This window comes from Rhizobium sp. rho-13.1, assembly GCF_007000305.1.
GTDB classification, from domain to species: Bacteria; Pseudomonadota; Alphaproteobacteria; order Rhizobiales; family Rhizobiaceae; genus Rhizobium; species Rhizobium rhododendri.
Genome location: NZ_SCFL01000001.1, coordinates 15,551 through 33,248, shown reverse-complemented (window position 1 = coordinate 33,248; position 17,698 = coordinate 15,551). Strand labels below are relative to the sequence as shown.

The following is a 17,698-nucleotide window of genomic DNA, read 5'->3' as shown; positions in this document are numbered from 1 at the left end:
GTCTCCTTCTTGGGCGAAACGCCCCCAAATGCGATCAGTACCGGAAAATTCCCGGGAACCGGACTGACGCCTTAAAACGACAATAACCGCAGATTGCGGCGGAATCGTCCCTGCCAGGCCAAACGAAAACGTGATGGCGGAGGGACGATGCGCGCTGCCTAAGGCAGCGCGCACCTTATCGATTGTTATTCGGCCGCGTCCGGCAACTGCACTGGCTGCAGATCCTCGAGCTTGGAATTCTCCAGCTCGACGCTCAGACCCAGCGAACGCATTTCCTTGACGAGAACGTTGAAGCTTTCCGGAATACCGGCCTCGAAGGTATCGTCGCCACGGACGATCGCTTCGTAAACCTTGGTACGCCCGGCCACGTCGTCCGACTTCACCGTCAGCATTTCCTGCAGCGTGTATGCCGCACCGTATGCTTCCAGTGCCCAGACTTCCATTTCCCCGAAGCGCTGACCGCCGAACTGCGCCTTGCCACCCAGCGGCTGCTGGGTCACGAGCGAGTAAGGACCGATCGAACGGGCATGGATCTTGTCGTCGACCAAGTGGTTCAGCTTCAACATATAGATGTAGCCGACTGTCACCTGACGGTCGAACTGTTCACCTGTACGTCCGTCGTAAAGCGTCGACTGGCCGCTTTCCTTGAGACCGGCAAGACGCAGCATGTCGTTGACGTCGGCTTCATGGGCACCGTCGAATACAGGCGTTGCAATCGATACGCCGCGCTTCCACTGATCGGCCAGGCGAACGACGGACTCGTCGTCGTACTCCCTGACTTCGTCGCCCTTCGGACCAGAGCCGACGACGTCGTCGATCGTCTTGCGCAGCGGCGCGATATCGCCACCTGCCTTGTAGGCTTCCAGAAGATCGCCGATCTGGCGACCCATGCCGGCGCAGGCCCAACCCAGATGGGTTTCGAGGATCTGGCCAACGTTCATGCGCGACGGAACGCCGAGCGGGTTCAGCACGATGTCGACATGCGTACCGTCTTCGAGGAAAGGCATGTCCTCAACCGGCAAGATGCGCGAAACAACGCCCTTGTTGCCGTGACGGCCAGCCATCTTGTCGCCTGGCTGGATCTTGCGCTTAACAGCGACGAAGACCTTGACCATCTTCATGACGCCCGGAGGCATTTCGTCGCCGCGCTGGACCTTTTCGACCTTGTCCATGAAGCGCTGTTCAAGGCGCGACTTGGATTCGTCGTACTGGCCACGGAGCGCTTCGACTTCGCCCTGGATCCGCTCGTCCTCGACTGCAAACATCCACCACTGCGAGCGGGGATATTCGGAGATGACGGCGTTGGAGAGCTCGACGCCCTTCTTGAAGCCCTTTGGACCGGCAACCGACACCTGACCGCGCAGGTTTTCTATCAGGCGGCCGTAGACGTTACGGTCGAGGATCGCCTGTTCGTCGTCGCGGTCCTTGGCGAGACGTTCGATTTCTTCCCGCTCGATCGCCATCGCACGTTCGTCCTTTTCAACGCCGTGGCGGTTGAAAACGCGAACTTCAACGACGGTACCGTAGGTGCCCGGAGGCATCCGCATGGATGTGTCGCGAACGTCGGAGGCCTTCTCGCCGAAGATGGCGCGCAGAAGCTTTTCTTCCGGCGTCATCGGGCTCTCGCCCTTCGGTGTGATCTTGCCGACCAGAATGTCGCCCGGCGTCACTTCGGCACCGATGTAGACGATACCGGCTTCGTCGAGGTTCTTCAGCGCTTCTTCCGATACGTTAGGAATGTCGCGCGTGATTTCTTCCGGACCAAGCTTGGTGTCGCGCGCCATCACTTCGAATTCTTCGATGTGGATGGAGGTGAACACGTCGTCAGCAACGATACGCTCGGAAAGCAGGATCGAGTCTTCGTAGTTGTAGCCGTTCCATGGCATGAACGCGACGAGCACGTTCCGGCCGAGCGCCAGATCGCCGAGATCGGTCGAAGGACCGTCGGCCAGGATGTCGCCGCGGTTGACGACGTCACCAACGGTGACCAGCGGACGCTGGTTGACGCAGGTGTTCTGGTTCGAACGCTGGAACTTCATCAGGCGGTAGATATCTACGCCGGACTTCGAAGCATCGAGGCCTTCCGTAGCGCGGATAACGATACGTGTCGCATCCACCTGGTCGACCACGCCGCCACGACGGGCGCCGATGGCAGCGCCGGAGTCACGGGCAACGATCGGCTCCATGCCGGTGCCGACGAACGGAGCTTCGGCACGCAGCAGAGGCACGGCCTGACGCTGCATGTTCGAGCCCATCAGAGCGCGGTTGGCGTCGTCGTTTTCCAGGAACGGGATCAGCGCGGCAGCGACCGAAACCAGCTGCTTCGGCGAGACGTCCATCAAGTTGATGTTGTCGCGCGGAGCAAGCATGACTTCGCCGGCATGACGGCAAACCACGAACTCTTCGGCAAACGAGCCATCGGGGTTCATTTCGGCGTTGGCCTGGGCAACGTAGTACTTGGCCTCTTCCATGGCGGAGAGATAAAGCACTTCGAAGGTGACCTTGCCGTCGATGATCTTACGGTAAGGGCTTTCGATGAAGCCGTACTTGTTGACGCGGGCAAAGGTGGCCAGCGAGTTGATCAGACCGATGTTCGGGCCTTCCGGAGTCTCGATCGGGCAAATACGACCGTAGTGGGTCGGATGCACGTCGCGGACTTCGAAGCCGGCGCGCTCGCGGGTCAGACCGCCCGGTCCAAGAGCCGAGAGACGGCGCTTGTGGGTGATTTCCGAGAGCGGGTTCACCTGGTCCATGAACTGCGACAGCTGCGAGGAGCCGAAGAATTCGCGGACGGCAGCAGCGGCTGGCTTGGCGTTGATCAGGTCCTGCGGCATGACGGTGTCGATCTCGATCGACGACATGCGTTCCTTGATAGCGCGCTCCATGCGAAGCAGGCCGAGGCGGTACTGATTTTCCATCAATTCGCCGACCGAACGTACACGGCGGTTACCGAGGTTGTCGATGTCGTCGATTTCGCCCTTGCCGTCGCGCAGTTCGACCAGCATCTTGACGACTGCGAGGATGTCTTCCTTGCGCAGCGTGCGGACAGTGTCCTCGACTTCGAGGTCAAGACGCATGTTCATCTTGACGCGGCCGACAGCCGACAGGTCGTAACGCTCGCTGTCGAAGAACAGCGAGTTGAACATGGCTTCGGCCGAGTCCATTGTCGGCGGCTCGCCCGGACGCATGACGCGGTAGATATCGAACAGCGCATCCTGACGGTTCTCGTTCTTGTCGACCGAGAGCGTGTTGCGGATGTAGGCGCCGATGTTGATGTGGTCGATACCGAGAACCGGGATCTCGTTGAAACCGGCCTTGAGGATGATCGGCAGCGTCTTTTCGTCGAGTTCGTCGCCGGCTTCGAGATAGATCTCGCCGGTCTCGAAGTTGACGATGTCTTCGGCGAGGAAGTTGCCGTACAGCTCTTCGTCGGTCGCCTTGAGGGCCTTGAGGCCTTTCTCGGTCAACTGCTTGAGCAGGCGCGGGGTCAGCTTCTTTCCGCCTTCGACAACGACTTCGCCGGTGTCGGCATCGATCATGTCGGTGATCGTCTTGGCGCCTTTCAGCGTCTCGGCGATGAACGGAATGCGCCAGCCGTCGCCGGAGCGCTCATAGGTCGACTTGGTGTAGAAGGTCTCGAGGATTTCTTCGCCGTCCATGCCGAGCGCCATCAGCAGCGACGTTACCGGGATCTTGCGGCGACGGTCGATACGGGCGTAGACGATGTCCTTGGCGTCGAATTCGATATCGAGCCAGGAACCGCGATAAGGGATGACGCGGGCAGCAAACAGCAGCTTGCCGGATGAGTGGCTCTTGCCCTTGTCATGGTCGAAGAACACGCCTGGCGAACGGTGCATCTGCGAGACGATGACGCGCTCGGTGCCGTTGACGACAAAGGTGCCGTTATTGGTCATCAGGGGCATGTCGCCCATGTAGACCGACTGTTCCTTGATGTCCTTGATGGACTTCGCGCCCGTATCTTCGTCAATATCGAACACGATGAGGCGCAGCGTCACCTTCAGCGGCGCTGCGTAGGTCAGGTCGCGCTGACGGCATTCGTCGACGTCGAACTTCGGCGGTTCGAATTCGTACGAGACGAATTCAAGCATCGAGGTGCCGGAAAAATCAGTTATCGGGAACACCGACTTGAAAACCGACTGAAGGCCCTCGTCGGGGCGACCGCCCTTGGGCTCATCAACAAGCAAAAACTGGTCGTAGGATGCCTTCTGAACCTCAATGAGGTTCGGCATCTCTGCAACTTCAGGAATCTTACCAAAAAATCTGCGTACGCGCCTACGACCGTTGAACGAAAGGGTCTGAGCCATCGTCGCTCCTTCAAAATCTTGCATCCGGGCCTGCAACTGACGGGAACCGCTGGCCAGGCGATCCCGTCTATCAATGAGTGGTTCAATCTCGTCTCACATTCGAATGCGCAGGCGCGGATGCCGTGTCGTATTCGCCTGGAGACTATCCTCTTGAAGAACTCATTACCGAAAAGCCGAAGATGCGGCCCTTAGGTAAGGCGTTCAGAAAAAACGGCAAATGGGAGGCGGCACGAAGCCACCCCCCAAACGCAGTTTGAAGATTACTTAACGTCGACCTTAGCGCCGGCGTCTTCGAGCTTCTTCTTGATGTCAGCGGCTTCAGCCTTGTTGACGCCTTCCTTGACAGCCTTAGGAGCGGCTTCAACGAGGTCCTTAGCTTCCTTCAGGCCGAGACCTGTGATTGCGCGGACTTCCTTGATGACGTTGATCTTGTTCGCGCCAACGTCCGTGAGGACGACGTCGAACTCAGTCTTTTCTTCTTCGACGACAGCAGCAGCGCCACCGCCAGCAGCGGCTGCAGCAGCAACCGGAGCAGCAGCGGAAACGCCCCACTTTTCTTCGAGGAGCTTCGACAGTTCAGCGGCTTCGAGAACGGTCAGAGCAGAAAGGTCGTCTACGATCTTTGCGAGATCAGCCATGGTATAGTTCCTTTTTTATTCGGTTCGATCTGGTTTAATGTAACAGCGAAAAACCGCCTCAAGCGGCTTCTTCGTCCTTCTTGGCATAGGCGGCAAACACGCGAGCAAGCTGAGCTGCCGGTGCTGCAACGACGCCTGCGATACGGGTAGCTGGGGTCTGGATCATGGCCAGCAGCTTCGAACGCAGTTCATCAAGCGAAGGCAGGGTCGCAAGCGACCGGACAGCGTCCGCGTTGAGTGTGGTCGATCCCATGGAACCACCGAGAACAATGATCTTGTCATTGGTCTTGGCAAAATCCACGAGTACCTTAGGAGCCGTAATCGGGTCTGCGCTGTAAGCGATCAGCGTTTGACCCTTGAAGAGATCAGACATCCCTTCCGACTCAGTGCCCTGAAGAGCAATCTTGGCCAGGCGGTTCTTCGCGACTTTGACGGTGCCGCCAGCAGCGCGCATCTTCGAACGGAAGTCGTTCATCTGTGCGACTGTGACACCAGCATAGTGGGCCACGACGACTGAGCCGGCGGCCTGGAAGACCCCGTTCAGTTCCGTGACGAATTCGCGCTTTTCCGCTTTTTCCACTGCTTTTCTCCAGTTGACAGGTCCGTGTAGGACGGCCCTGCCGGGTTGCCTTTTGCCTCAAGGGATCGATGAGATCCCAAGCGACGCTTGAGGATCCTGTCCCCTCGCGCCTGGACCCCGGGGGATCGCAGAACACAAGGCATCCAAGGCTCGAACCGAGTTTATCGAAGTCAAAAACTTCATCCAAATTCGGGTCTTACCCGTCTCATGCAGGCATCAGTGATTAAGGGATAACCACCTGCAATCTCGGACAGGAATTCCGGATTTCTCCGGAAATCCCAACCTCCGGAGAGGTCGGGAATTCTTGATGGCCGGACTTGCGCCCGGCCGAATTATCAGACCGGTGCGGTGACCGAGGCAACTTCGATACGGACGCCTGGGCCCATGGTCGAAGAGATGGCGACGCGCTTGACATAAATGCCCTTGGCGCCAGCCGGCTTTGCCTTGATGACGGCGTCGGCGAATGCGCGGATGTTTTCTTCCAGCGCCTTCGGCTCGAACGAGGCCTTGCCGATGCCGGCGTGGACGATGCCAGCCTTCTCGACGCGGAACTCGACAGCGCCGCCCTTGGATGCCTTGACAGCGCCAGCGACGTCCATGGTCACGGTGCCGACCTTCGGGTTAGGCATCATGCCGCGCGGGCCGAGAACCTTGCCGAGACGACCGACCAGCGGCATCATGTCAGGCGTTGCGATGCAACGGTCGAAGTCGATCTTGCCGCCCTGGACGATTTCGACCAAGTCTTCGGCGCCAACGACATCGGCGCCAGCTGCGCGAGCTTCGTCAGCCTTTGCGCCACGAGCGAAGACGGCGACGCGAACGTCACGGCCGGTGCCGTTCGGCAGGTTGACGACGCCACGGACCATCTGGTCGGCGTGACGTGGGTCGACGCCGAGGTTCATGGAGACTTCGACAGTTTCGTCGAACTTGGCGATAGCCCGTTCCTTGACCATGCCGATGGCGAGGTCGAGAGCGTAGAGCTGGGTCGGATCGACGCCGACGCGGATTTTCTTGATGCGCTTCGCAACCATCGGATTAACCTACCACTTCCAGGCCCATAGCGCGGGCGGAGCCCTCGATCATGGCCATTGCACCTTCGATATCCGCGGCGTTCAGGTCCTTCATCTTCGCCGTAGCGATGCTGCGAACCTGGTCACGGGAGATTTCGCCTGCCTTGGTCTTGCCTGGCAGCTTCGATCCCGAAGTGATCTTTGCTTCCTTCTTCAGGAAGTAGCTGACTGGCGGCTGCTTCATGATGAAGGTGAAGGACTTGTCCTGGTAGTAGGTGATGACGACCGGGATCGGCATGCCCTTTTCCATTTCCTGCGTGGCGGCATTGAACGCCTTGCAGAATTCCATGATGTTTACGCCACGCTGACCAAGCGCCGGGCCGATTGGCGGGGACGGGTTAGCCGATCCTGCCTTGACCTGAAGCTTGAGCTGGCCTGCAACTTTCTTAGCCATATCTCTCTGCCTTTCACTGTTGGCCGGTTGCCCGGCCGTTGATGCCGGATCGCTCCGGCGGCTGCGGTTGCGTGGTACGGACGTCAGGTTCGGCTAGAGCCCTGCCCTTCCACGCGCTTGCGGCAAACGCCGCGCACCATCCGTCACGCAAATGACGGATGGTGAATTTAAAAAACTCAGACCTTCTCGACCTGTGCGTATTCGAGTTCGACCGGCGTGGCGCGGCCGAAGATGGAGACTTCCACCTTGAGGCGCGAACGCTCTTCATCGACATCCTGTACCGTGCCGTTGAAAGAAGCGAACGGACCGTCGGAAACGCGAACCTGCTCGCCGATCTCGAACGAGATGGAGGCCTTCGGACGCTCGACACCTTCCTGAACCTGACCGAGAATGCGATCAGCCTCGCTGTCGGGGATCGGAACCGGCTTGTTGTCGGAACCGAGGAAGCCAGTGACCTTCGGCGTATTCTTGATCAGGTGATAGGCTTCGTCGGTCAGGTTAGCCCGAACCATGACGTAGCCCGGAAAGAACTTGCGCTCTGCATCGACCTTGCGGCCGCGGCGCACTTCAACCACCTTTTCGGTCGGTACGAGGATCTTCTCGAACAGGTGCGACAGACCCTTCTGACGCGCCTTGTTCTCGATATCCTCGGCAACCTTCTTCTCAAAATTAGAATAAGCGTGGACGATGTACCAACGTGCCGCCATCTTCATCTCCACTCGATATTAATTGCCGGCCTGCAGCACGTAACCAAGAATCCAGCCAATAAGCTGGTCGGCAGCAAAGAAAAACATTGCCGCGAATACCACCATGACCAGCACCATGACGGTGGAGATCACCGTTTCACGACGCGAAGGCCACGTAACTTTCGCTGTCTCCGAGCGGACCTGCCGGAGAAACACGAGCGGATTCGATTTGGATGCCATTGACTGCCCACGCAATTACGGCGCGTAAAGCTGAACGAGTCAGCCCCACGCACCGCGTGTCTGTTGAACCCTTACATAACGACCGATTCCCTTTTTAACAAGAGATGAATCAGTCGCTCACGAATTTTGCCGCAGATGCAGCAAACCGACCCGAGAAGCAGCGAAACCTTCGCGCTGGTCAGATCGGCATCTATCAGGCCTAAACAGCAGGATCTCCCCGGCGCGGCTAAAATTAGCCCCTTGAGAATTCTCTGCCGGCTTCGGCTGGGGTGCCTTAGCACGCCACCTTGCGGGCATTCAAGTGCTTTCCCGCTGAAATAGAGCCTGGGTTGCAGATCGCCCACGTAAGCCCCCTACTCGGCGATGCCTTCCATTCGTAGAACCGAATGATGCGCTGGCGTGAAAAGCAGAGATATTGTTCAATATGGTGCGCAACCAATTTTGCCCGCCTGCGTTGCGGCTTGATATCGGACTGCAAGAGCGAGGGACGACGATGAGCCAAGATCATGCCAACCCCAAGTCATCGACACTGGAGGAAGACGCCCGCGACCTCCATCGCGGCGAGACGAGCGCTCCGGCAAATGTCTCCATCGGCGTGATCATCGGGCGAACGTCTGAGTTTTTCGACTTCTTTGTCTACGGCATTGCATCGGTTCTGGTATTCCCCCGCCTGATGTTCCCCTTCATCGACGGCGAGACGAACAGGATCCTCTGCTCGTTCGCCGTCTTTTCGCTCGCCTTCATCGCCCGCCCGTTCGGATCGCTCATCTTCATGTGGGTGGACCGAAACTATGGTCGCGGCACCAAACTCACCATTGCTCTATTCCTGCTTGGCGGATCGACGGCAGCGGTTGCCTTCCTGCCAAGCTACGATGAGCTCGGCGTGCCGGTCATCGCCATGCTTGCGGCGTTCCGGATTATTCAGGGGATCGCACTCGGCGGAGCCTGGGACGGTCTGGCCTCGCTCTCCGCCTTGAACGCACCGGCAGACCAGCGGGGATGGTACGCTATGATCCCGCAACTCGGCGCGCCCATCGGCTTTGCTCTTGCCGCCGTCCTCTTCGCCTATTTCGTCGGTAACCTGTCTGACGATGACTTCCTGTCATGGGGATGGCGCTATCCGCTGTTTGTCGCCTTCGCCATCAACGTCGTCGCCCTTTTTGCGCGTCTTCGCATCGTCGCGACGCCGGCCTTCGAGCAGGCGCTGCTGGAGCGTGAATTGCAGCCGCGTCTGGTGCTGGAGACGATCCGCACGCAAGGGCGCGAGATCCTGATCGGATCTTTCGTGCCGCTCGCGGCTTTTGCGACCATCTATCTCGTGACTATCTTTCCGCTGAGCTGGAGCGTGGCCACCGACAGGCGCGGTGCTGCCGATATGCTGCTCTGGCAGGTTGGCGCATCGGTGTTTGCCGTCGTCGGCATCATCCTCTCCGGCTTGCTGGCCGACCGGATCGGCCGGCCGCGCGAGCTGCTGCTGGGAGCGCTGCTAATCGCGATATTTGCTTTTGCAGCACCCTTCCTGCTGACACTCGGGCAGGCCGGCCAGAACGTCTTCCTGCTGATCGGTTTCTTCGTGCTTGGCATTTCCTTCGGCCAATCGTCCGGCGCCGTTGCAACCAGATTTGCACCGCAATTTCGCTACACGGCCTCCGCGTTCACCTCCGATATCGCCTGGCTCCTGGGTGCCGCGTTTGCGCCCCTGATCGTACTCGCGCTGGCGACCCATGTCGGCATATGGGCAATCGGCGCCTACCTGCTGTCTGGCGCAATCTGCACCGCGCTGGCGCTGTCACTGACCGGTGACCGCAAGAATGTCGAGACTGTGCCGCGCTGAGGTCGCTTTCAGGGCGGTGCACTTCGTCCTGCATCGCGAAGAAGCGGAACAGATCTGGAGACGGACCGTTATGGGCGCGTCAATTCATGAGGAAATAGAAAAACATGGCCGGTCGCACCCTGATGCAGTTCTTTCACTGGTACTATCCGGACGGAGGCCGGCTCTGGAACGAGGTGGCTGAAAAGGCAGAAAGACTTGCGAATATCGGCATTACCGATGTCTGGTTGCCGCCAGCGTACAAGGGCGCCGCCGGCGGCTATTCTGTCGGTTACGACACCTACGATCTGTTCGATCTGGGAGAGTTCGAGCAAAAGGGCACTGTGGCGACCAAATACGGCGACCGGGCCGCTCTCGAAAACGCGGCCGCTAGCCTGAAAGCCAACGGCGTTTGCGTCATCCTAGACGTCGTGCTGAACCACAAGATGGGCGCCGACGAAAAGGAAAGCGTCAAGGTTCGCCGCGTCAATCCGGAGGACAGAACGCAGATCGAGGACGAGGCATTCCAAGCGCTGGCCTACACACGCTTCACCTTCCCTGGTCGCAATGGAGCGCACTCCAAGTTCATCTGGGATATGAAGTGCTTCAGCGGCGTCGATGTCACCGAGGAGCCTGACGAAAAAGGCATCTTCCGGCTCGTCAACGAGTATGGCGACGGCGAATGGAACGAGCAGGTCGACGAAGAAAACGGCAACTTCGACTACCTGATGGGCGCCAATGTCGAATTCCGGAACAACGCCGTCTATGAGGAGCTGAAATACTGGGGCCGCTGGGTCTCCGAGCAGCTACCGCTAGACGGGTTCCGCCTGGATGCGGCGAAGCACATTCCGGCCTGGTTCTTCCGGGACTGGGTCGGGCACATGAGGGAAACCGCTGGCCGCGACCTGTTCGTCGTCGCCGAATACTGGCATCCGGACATGGAAGTCCTGAAGAGCTATCTCGAGCTCGTAGACCACCAACTCCAGGTGTTCGACGTGGCGCTGCACCACCGCTTCCACGAAGCGTCGAAGCAGGGCGGCGATTTCGACATGCGAACGATCTTCGATGGATCGCTGGTGTCGGCCCTTCCCCAGCACGCCGTCACCCTTGTCGACAACCACGATACGCAGCCGCTGCAATCCCTCGAGGCGGCCGTCGAGCCGTGGTTCAAGCCGCTTGCCTACGCGCTCATCCTGCTTCGTGAGCAGGGAACACCATGCGTCTTCTATCCGGATCTCTACGGCGCGAGCTACACGGATGACAAGGACGGCAACGAGCGGTCTGTCGACATGCCGGCGATCGAATGCCTGCCGCGACTGGTGGAAGCGAGGAAGCGCTTTGCCAACGGCGCCCAGACCGACCTGTTCGACGATCCCAATTGCATCGGCTTTGTGCGCCACGGTACCGCCGATGCGCCGGGCTGCGTGGTGGTCCTCTCGAATGGCGAGGCCGGCGAAAAGACTGTGGAGCTCGGCACCGGTCATGCCGGCGGCGTGTTCGTGGATTTCCTTGGCCAACGAGACGACAGGATAGAAGTCGGCGAGGACGGAAAGGGCCAGTTTCCGACGCACGGCGGAAACGTCAGCGTCTGGGTCCGGGAGGACAGGCTTTAGAGCAGCGCCGGCAGGCCGCGAACTGCGTGTGAAAGCGCACGCAATGAAATGTCCTGACCGCTCCTCTCAGGGATACAACCGAGATGCCCGTTGCCGCACTAGAGATTGCGGCGACGGCGCGGCTGGCAGGCGGAACAATCCGACGTCGTCGGCATTCTTAACTACGATCAACATTGGGAGATGAATATGAACCTTGGCCCCATGAAAGCACTCCTCGGTGTCCTCGCTGTCGCAGGATATCAGCATCGTGACCAGATTGCGGAGGTGCTGCGCAACCTAACCAAGAGCGGACAGGCTCCCTCGCCCCAGCAGCCCGGAACGCAACAAAGCGAGGATCAGGCCGGCGGGCTCGGTGGCTTGCTCGGCAGTGTGACGCAAGGCGGCCTTGGAGGCTTGCTCGGCGGTGGATCTGCGGGCGGCATCCTCAGCGGTGGGCTTGGCGGATTGCTGGAGCAATTCCAACAGAACGGTCACGGCGATGCTGCAAACTCATGGGTATCGCCCGGCGACAACGCGCCGATCGACAACCAGCAGCTGTCACAGGCGCTCGGCCCGGATGTCGTCAGGGAACTGACGGAAAAGACGGGATTGAGCGAGCAGGAACTGCTGAGCCGCCTATCACAGGATCTCCCCAAGGCTGTCAATGACCTGACGCCAGACGGCAAGGTACCAGACGAAAAGAGCTTTGCTCGGCTCCTGCAATAAGTGCGGGAGTTTTTAAATCCAGGAGGAATATCATGCCGAACGACCCTATCTCGCCAGCAGTTGCGTCCCTGCTCAAGGAGCAGAATGTCCAGCGCGTGCTCGGCAAGGATTCTCTCGAACAGGGACTTGAAGACACGTTTCCGGCGTCCGACCCGGTCTCGCAGTCCATCAGCGGGATCCCTCAGGGACGGGCGGATTCGCGCGAGGCCGAAAGGGTCCGCGACTGGAAAGACGAACCGACCAGCGTTGCAACCGGTTCCAGCTTCAACCGTATCCTTGACGATGTGAAGACCACAGTCACTGGCAATCCACTGACGGCGGTCTCGATCGTCGCGGCATTGGCGTTTATCTGGGGCGCCACCCGCTAGTCGGAGCCACCGACCGACTACAATCCGTCAGCATTATCGGCGCCGGTATCTGTTAATTCAGATATCGGCGTTTGCTTGTGACCACACCGATTTTCAGAACCGGTAGAACAGATTTCAATGAAATGCTGAGTGAAGCTTTTGTCAGCGATGGAGTGTTGCCGCTGACGGGATCGCGTCAACTGCCGTCACAGCGGACCTACCGCGCTTGCAACGCATTCAGTCTCACGCAAAAAGGCTGCGACGGTTTCGCAGCCTCTAAATAACGTTGACGGCAGATCGTATACTGGGGAGCTCAGGCTTTCGCAGAGCGCTTCTGAAGCCTTGCTGCGGTCGCGGCAATCATATCGCGGCGATCCTTGGCGAGACGGGCTTCGCGCAAGCGCGCGGTCTTGGATTCGCGGTCGGCGACCATGGCGTCGAGTTCTTCAGCGGCTTGGCCGCGCGCATAGAAATGGGTCTGCGTCCCTGCGAACGCGATTTCGGCTTCTTCGCGGGATTTCGATGTTTCATTTGCCATGACGGGGTCCTATCGCAATATTAGAAAACGTGAAAAAGGCCGGGAAAACCCGGCCTTAAAGAGATTTCTTTCGTCGCAGTGCCAGTACATCCGTGGTCAAGGCGAAGAAGAAAGCTTTAAATTATGCAGCCTGGAGGTTGCAAGCAGACATCTTGCCCGACTTGTTGTCGCGCTCGAGGTCGTAGCTGACCTTCTGGCCTTCAACGATTTCGCGCATACCAGCACGCTCTACAGCGGAGATATGGACGAAAGCATCGTCGCCGCCGTTGTCAGGCTGGATGAAGCCGAAGCCCTTAGTGGAATTGAACCATTTTACTGTGCCTGTGGTCATGATGATGAACCCTTTTCAAAGCATTTTTAGAATACCGCAATGCCATGAGCACTGCAGGCGGTGATAACGATGTATTTTGAAAGGGAAGTTCGTCAGGCGCGGTGCTAATCGCGCGGCAACCAAAGTTCAGCAAGCAAAAGATCGATGAACTCTAGATAGGCGTAACCACCGGGGATGTCAACGTCAAAGAGTAATAATTAACGTTTTATGTCCGGATGGGCGATCACCGCAGGTGAAGGCCTCTCGCCTGAGGCACGCCCGCCATGCGATTTCAAACGGGATCGCATGGCGGGAAATCGGTGAACTCAAATTTAGCGCTTGGCATTCCTTGCCTTGATCTGGGAGATGATCAGCGGTGCTGCAATGGAGAGAATGCCGCCGAGGGGAAGCATGCGCAAAATCCTGGTGCCGACGAATGTGGCGGCCGAGGCTCCAGCCAGCTTTGCCCAAGGGTAGGAACCGAGCTGCGCATGCGCGCTGGCATCCGCCCATTCCGCTCCCGACTTCACCACCGATACCGCTTGCTGCCGCGTGCGGGCCACCCTCGCCTTTATGCCGGCCACCGTCTGCTGCAGATCGGCAACCTCCTCCTTGAGCGCCTGCAGGCGAGCCTGGCGGTCGATGCGGGGAGCATCGAGCAGCGCTGGGCCGCCATCCATCGCCCGGGCTTCCATCTCGGCTAGATGCGACTGCAGCTTGTCTTCGGCGCCGGCGGTTTTGGTAATCGGATCCATGGTCGTTGCCTTTCGGTTTAATCTAAAGCCTAACAACGCAATTCCCGCGAAAAAGATGCATGTGCCCGAAGAAAGCTTGTCCAGCCCATTTGCGGCGATTCCGCTCCTTGAATCATCACCGTCTCCGTACGTCAAAACAGGCTTCCCTGCCCTATTGGAGGAACAATAGGCAGAGGACCTGTCCCTTCCCTGCGGCGCAATTCGGTTTCGGCGCTGAAGCGGATATCGACATCGCGGTCTTTGGCAAATTCCCGCAGCGCTTCCGGGCTCAGACGGTCCCAGCCCTTGCCGCGGTCGGGTCCTGAGCGAACCCGAGGCAAAAGCCCTGGCTCCATGCTCCAGGCAAGAAGCTGCTCAAGCGGGGCTGCGTTCAACAGGTCACGCAAATGGTGAGCGGTAACATAGGCATCGGGTGTTGCCCGATGGGCTGGCAGGCCGAGCTCGCGGACAAGGCCCTCCGGCATCCTCTGGTAGCGCAGCATCTGGTTCGAGAAGCTCGCAAGGTGGGGCCAGACGCGGAGAGAGCATTTCCAGGTGCATATCCAAGCCGCGCCGCGGCTATGGCGTGGTGTGCAGTAGCGCTGCTCGAAAGACGCACGGTGGGCCGCCAAGGCCAGCACGCCGCCCTCCGGCCTCAGCACACGCCCGGCGACATCCCTCCACAATGGCGCGTCCGAGACGTCCTCGTCGATTATATGATGGATTGCCATCGTCTCGGCTGAGATCGGGCGGCCGGGATTGACCATCAGGCCGCCGCGCTCTTCTCCAACATGCCACAGACCGTCCACCCCGAGCCTCACATCCTGCCAGCCGATCTCGCAGACATCATTGGGGCCGTTGCCGCCGGTTTCGAGATCTATGACCCGAATACGGGAACCGGCAGTTGGAAAGGCATAGTCCGTTTTCAATCCAATTTTCCTGACGGTTATGCGTTGGTGACAGGGATGAGCCACAACGGCAGTCTCGGCTCCAAGATCAATTACCCGGCATTTAAGGCTCTACGCTTCCATGCAAATGCAGATTGGCGGGCATGGACCGTCGCGGTCAATGCCTGACATGGATACTGAGGAGCAGATGTGGGTCGATCGAATACCGATCAAGATACCGACGAAATATTTGCCGCGTCAGATGCAGGCTACAGCGCCGAGATCAAGATGTGAGGAGCCATATGTCGATGCTGACCTGGCATTTGCCAGGCACTTGCTATGGTCGAGAGTTCTGGAAAATGGCAGGGGCAGCAGGGCTCGAACCTACGACCTGCGGTTTTGGAGACCGCCGCTCTACCAACTGAGCTATACCCCTAAACGCTTTTTCCGGGCACTGCCGGCATATCGCCGGATGCCCTTCGGAAGCATGGCGCTCCCTTTACGGCGCGCGGCATAAATTGGCAAGTCCGATTTTGGATTTTTCCGCCACCACGACGCCTTGCTGTGGGACGTCAAGGAGCGACGCCAGCTACGCCTCCTGTGGAAGCGAGAAACTTGCCGGATATTTTCAGACGCGCGGTACGAGATGCAAGCGATGGCAGCCGCATACGGAGAGGAGGTGCGACCAGGATTGAGCCCCCTGCTTCGTGGCAGGACAAGTCGGCGGCGCATGCGATTCGCATTCGCGTTGTTGAGCGTATCGTGAGCTTCGCGCCTTCGCTCCATTGCCGCCCTTGACAGATGCCGGACTACCTCGCCAATAACCTCTAATGATTTATCTCGTAAGACACGGCCAGACCGAATTCAATGCTGCAGGCCGCTGGCAGGGCCAGGTCGATTCCGGCCTCACCACGCTCGGCAGACAGCAGGCCGAGCGTGTCGGCGCGACGCTTCGGGGTCTTATCGATCCCGACAGCACGGCCATCTTCTCAAGCCCGCTCGGGCGCGCCGCAGACACGGCCGCCATCATCGCAGGCGCCGCCGGCTTTGGTGACGAGATCGTATTCGATCCGCGTCTGATGGAAATCGGCATGGGCTGCTGGGACGGACTGACAACATACGAAATCGAGATGGAATGGCCAGGTGCCCTCGACGGGCTCAGCCGTTTCGAATGGTTCTTCCACTCGCCCGACGGAGAGGGCTTCGCGGGCTTTGCGGAGCGCCTGCTGGAGGCGCTTGCGGAAGTCAAGCGCCACCCGGCCGCGAACAAGATCATCGTCTCGCACGGCGTCGCCGGACGCGTCATCCGGGGAATCTACGCTGACCTGGAGCAGGCGGATGCGCTGGGCCTGGATGTGCCCCAGGACGCGATATTCGCGCTGGACGGCGGCATCGTCACCCGGATCGACTGCCAGTAACCGTCTCTGGCTTTCTCATGAACGTCCAGCAAACTCCAGACGTGAAAAGGCCCCGCTGTCGCCAGCGAGGCCTTGTTCAATTCAAGAGATCGTCCGTTATTACTCGACGATCGAGGCTACGATGCCGGCGCCGACGGTACGGCCGCCTTCGCGGATAGCGAAGCGCAGCTTTTCTTCCATGGCGATCGGCACGATCAGTTCGACAGCAACGGTGACGTTGTCGCCAGGCATGACCATTTCCGTGCCTTCAGGCAGGGAGACGATGCCGGTCACGTCCGTCGTGCGGAAGTAGAACTGCGGACGATAGTTGGTGAAGAACGGAGTATGACGACCGCCTTCTTCCTTCGTCAGGATGTAGGCTTCAGCCATGAACTTCTTGTGTGGCTTGACCGAACCTGGCTTGCAGAGAATCTGGCCACGCTCGACGCCGTCACGGGTGACGCCGCGGATCAGCGCGCCGATGTTGTCGCCAGCCTGGCCCTGATCGAGCAGCTTGCGGAACATTTCAACGCCGGTAACCGTCGTCTTGGTCGTTGCGCGGATGCCGACGATTTCGACTTCTTCACCAACCTTGACGATGCCGCGCTCGACGCGACCGGTAACAACCGTACCACGGCCGGAGATCGAGAACACGTCTTCGATCGGCAGCAGGAACGGCAGGTTGATCGGACGCTCAGGCGTCGGGATGTACGAGTCGACGGCTTCCATCAGAGCGCGGATGGCGTCTTCGCCGATCTTCTTGTCCGAATCTTCGAGAGCGGCCAGAGCCGAGCCCTTGATGATCGGGATATCGTCGCCCGGGAAGTCGTAGGACGACAGAAGTTCGCGGACTTCGAGCTCAACGAGTTCGAGCAGCTCTTCGTCGTCGACCTGGTCGACCTTGTTCAGGAACACCACGATGGCGGGAACGCCAACCTGACGGGCAAGCAGGATGTGCTCGCGGGTCTGGGGCATCGGGCCGTCGGCTGCCGAGCAGACCAGGATCGCGCCGTCCATCTGGGCAGCACCGGTGATCATGTTCTTGACGTAGTCGGCGTGGCCGGGGCAGTCGACGTGTGCATAGTGACGGGCAGGCGTTTCGTATTCGACGTGAGCCGTCGAGATCGTGATGCCGCGTGCCTTTTCTTCCGGGGCAGCGTCGATCTGGTCGTAACGCTTGTATTCGCCGAAATACTTCGTGATCGCTGCCGTCAGAGACGTCTTGCCGTGGTCAACGTGGCCAATCGTGCCGATGTTAACGTGCGGCTTGTTGCGCTCAAACTTACTCTTTGCCATTTGAATGCTTCCTGATGAACGTAGGATTGGTGACCCCGGCGAACCGGTTTAGTGCCGCCGTTTAAGGCTTTCGATGCGGGAGCGCAAGACTTAATTGCACAGCCGGATTTTCGCCCGCGACCGGCGAT

General features: G+C 59.2%; 17 protein-coding genes and 1 tRNA gene. 5 read left to right on the top strand and 13 right to left on the bottom strand.

Annotation, left to right across the window (positions count from 1 at the left end):
• Nucleotides 1-185: 185 nt before the first annotated feature.
• From rpoB to secE, 7 genes are all read right to left on the bottom strand, one after another.
• Nucleotides 186-4,325, bottom strand: coding sequence for a DNA-directed RNA polymerase subunit beta (gene rpoB / locus EQW76_RS00200; protein WP_142822276.1), 4,140 nt, complete (start codon nt 4,323-4,325; stop codon nt 186-188).
• A 260-nt stretch (nt 4,326-4,585) separates the two neighbouring features.
• Nucleotides 4,586-4,963 carry a 50S ribosomal protein L7/L12 gene (rplL, locus tag EQW76_RS00195; RefSeq protein ID WP_142822275.1) on the bottom strand — a complete coding sequence of 126 codons (378 nt, stop codon included), beginning with the start codon at nt 4,961-4,963 and terminating at the stop codon, nt 4,586-4,588.
• 58 nt (nt 4,964-5,021) lie between these two features.
• Nucleotides 5,022-5,543: a 50S ribosomal protein L10 gene (rplJ, locus tag EQW76_RS00190; protein WP_142822274.1), complete on the bottom strand. Its 522-nt coding sequence runs from the start codon at nt 5,541-5,543 to the stop codon at nt 5,022-5,024.
• A 335-nt stretch (nt 5,544-5,878) separates the two neighbouring features.
• Complete coding sequence (rplA, locus tag EQW76_RS00185; RefSeq protein ID WP_142822273.1) at nt 5,879-6,574, bottom strand: 50S ribosomal protein L1; 696 nt, start codon at nt 6,572-6,574, stop codon at nt 5,879-5,881.
• A 4-nt stretch (nt 6,575-6,578) separates the two neighbouring features.
• Nucleotides 6,579-7,007 (bottom strand): 50S ribosomal protein L11, encoded by a 429-nt coding sequence (gene rplK / locus EQW76_RS00180; RefSeq protein WP_111220668.1) that lies wholly within the window; start codon nt 7,005-7,007, stop codon nt 6,579-6,581.
• A gap of 176 nt (nt 7,008-7,183) precedes the next feature.
• Nucleotides 7,184-7,714: a transcription termination/antitermination protein NusG gene (gene nusG / locus EQW76_RS00175; protein WP_142822272.1), complete on the bottom strand. Its 531-nt coding sequence runs from the start codon at nt 7,712-7,714 to the stop codon at nt 7,184-7,186.
• 18 nt (nt 7,715-7,732) lie between these two features.
• Nucleotides 7,733-7,933, bottom strand: a complete 201-nt coding sequence (gene secE, locus EQW76_RS00170; protein WP_111220666.1) for a preprotein translocase subunit SecE — start codon at nt 7,931-7,933, stop codon at nt 7,733-7,735.
• Between the two features lie 493 nt (nt 7,934-8,426).
• Here secE and EQW76_RS00165 point away from each other — a divergent pair, with 493 nt between their 5' ends.
• The 4 genes from EQW76_RS00165 (at nt 8,427) to EQW76_RS00150 (ending at nt 12,429) form a co-directional block, all read left to right on the top strand.
• Complete coding sequence (locus EQW76_RS00165) at nt 8,427-9,767, top strand: MFS transporter (RefSeq protein WP_142822271.1); 1,341 nt, start codon at nt 8,427-8,429, stop codon at nt 9,765-9,767.
• A 104-nt stretch (nt 9,768-9,871) separates the two neighbouring features.
• Nucleotides 9,872-11,356, top strand: coding sequence for an alpha-amylase (amyA, locus tag EQW76_RS00160; RefSeq protein ID WP_142822270.1), 1,485 nt, complete (start codon nt 9,872-9,874; stop codon nt 11,354-11,356).
• A 186-nt stretch (nt 11,357-11,542) separates the two neighbouring features.
• Nucleotides 11,543-12,061: a YidB family protein gene (locus tag EQW76_RS00155; protein WP_142822269.1), complete on the top strand. Its 519-nt coding sequence runs from the start codon at nt 11,543-11,545 to the stop codon at nt 12,059-12,061.
• Between the two features lie 32 nt (nt 12,062-12,093).
• The gene (locus EQW76_RS00150) at nt 12,094-12,429 is read left to right on the top strand and encodes a hypothetical protein (RefSeq protein ID WP_142822268.1); all 336 of its coding nucleotides are present in this window, start codon (nt 12,094-12,096) and stop codon (nt 12,427-12,429) included.
• Between the two features lie 292 nt (nt 12,430-12,721).
• Here the strand turns inward: EQW76_RS00150 and EQW76_RS00145 are convergent, their stop codons facing one another.
• The 5 genes from EQW76_RS00145 to EQW76_RS00125 all read right to left on the bottom strand — a co-directional run bounded on the left by EQW76_RS00145 (nt 12,722) and on the right by EQW76_RS00125 (nt 15,313).
• Nucleotides 12,722-12,946 (bottom strand): hypothetical protein, encoded by a 225-nt coding sequence (locus tag EQW76_RS00145; RefSeq protein WP_111220661.1) that lies wholly within the window; start codon nt 12,944-12,946, stop codon nt 12,722-12,724.
• A 121-nt stretch (nt 12,947-13,067) separates the two neighbouring features.
• Entirely contained in the window at nt 13,068-13,277 is a 210-nt protein-coding gene (locus tag EQW76_RS00140; protein ID WP_111220660.1) for a cold-shock protein, read from the bottom strand.
• A 311-nt stretch (nt 13,278-13,588) separates the two neighbouring features.
• Nucleotides 13,589-14,011 carry a hypothetical protein gene (locus tag EQW76_RS00135; RefSeq protein ID WP_142822267.1) on the bottom strand — a complete coding sequence of 141 codons (423 nt, stop codon included), beginning with the start codon at nt 14,009-14,011 and terminating at the stop codon, nt 13,589-13,591.
• Nucleotides 14,012-14,142: 131 nt separating this feature from the next.
• On the bottom strand, nt 14,143-14,919 hold the full coding sequence (locus tag EQW76_RS00130) for a DNA polymerase III subunit epsilon (protein WP_142822266.1): 777 nt from the start codon (nt 14,917-14,919) through the stop codon (nt 14,143-14,145).
• Nucleotides 14,920-15,237: 318 nt separating this feature from the next.
• Nucleotides 15,238-15,313, bottom strand: a tRNA-Trp gene (locus EQW76_RS00125).
• Between the two features lie 394 nt (nt 15,314-15,707).
• Between EQW76_RS00125 and EQW76_RS00120 the strand changes: the two genes are divergently transcribed.
• Nucleotides 15,708-16,295 carry a histidine phosphatase family protein gene (locus tag EQW76_RS00120; RefSeq protein ID WP_142822265.1) on the top strand — a complete coding sequence of 196 codons (588 nt, stop codon included), beginning with the start codon at nt 15,708-15,710 and terminating at the stop codon, nt 16,293-16,295.
• 99 nt (nt 16,296-16,394) lie between these two features.
• On the opposite strand, the gene tuf is transcribed toward EQW76_RS00120, so the two are convergent.
• A complete protein-coding gene (gene tuf, locus EQW76_RS00115; RefSeq protein ID WP_142822264.1) occupies nt 16,395-17,570 on the bottom strand; it encodes an elongation factor Tu in 1,176 nt (391 codons plus the stop codon).
• Nucleotides 17,571-17,698 lie beyond the last annotated feature (128 nt).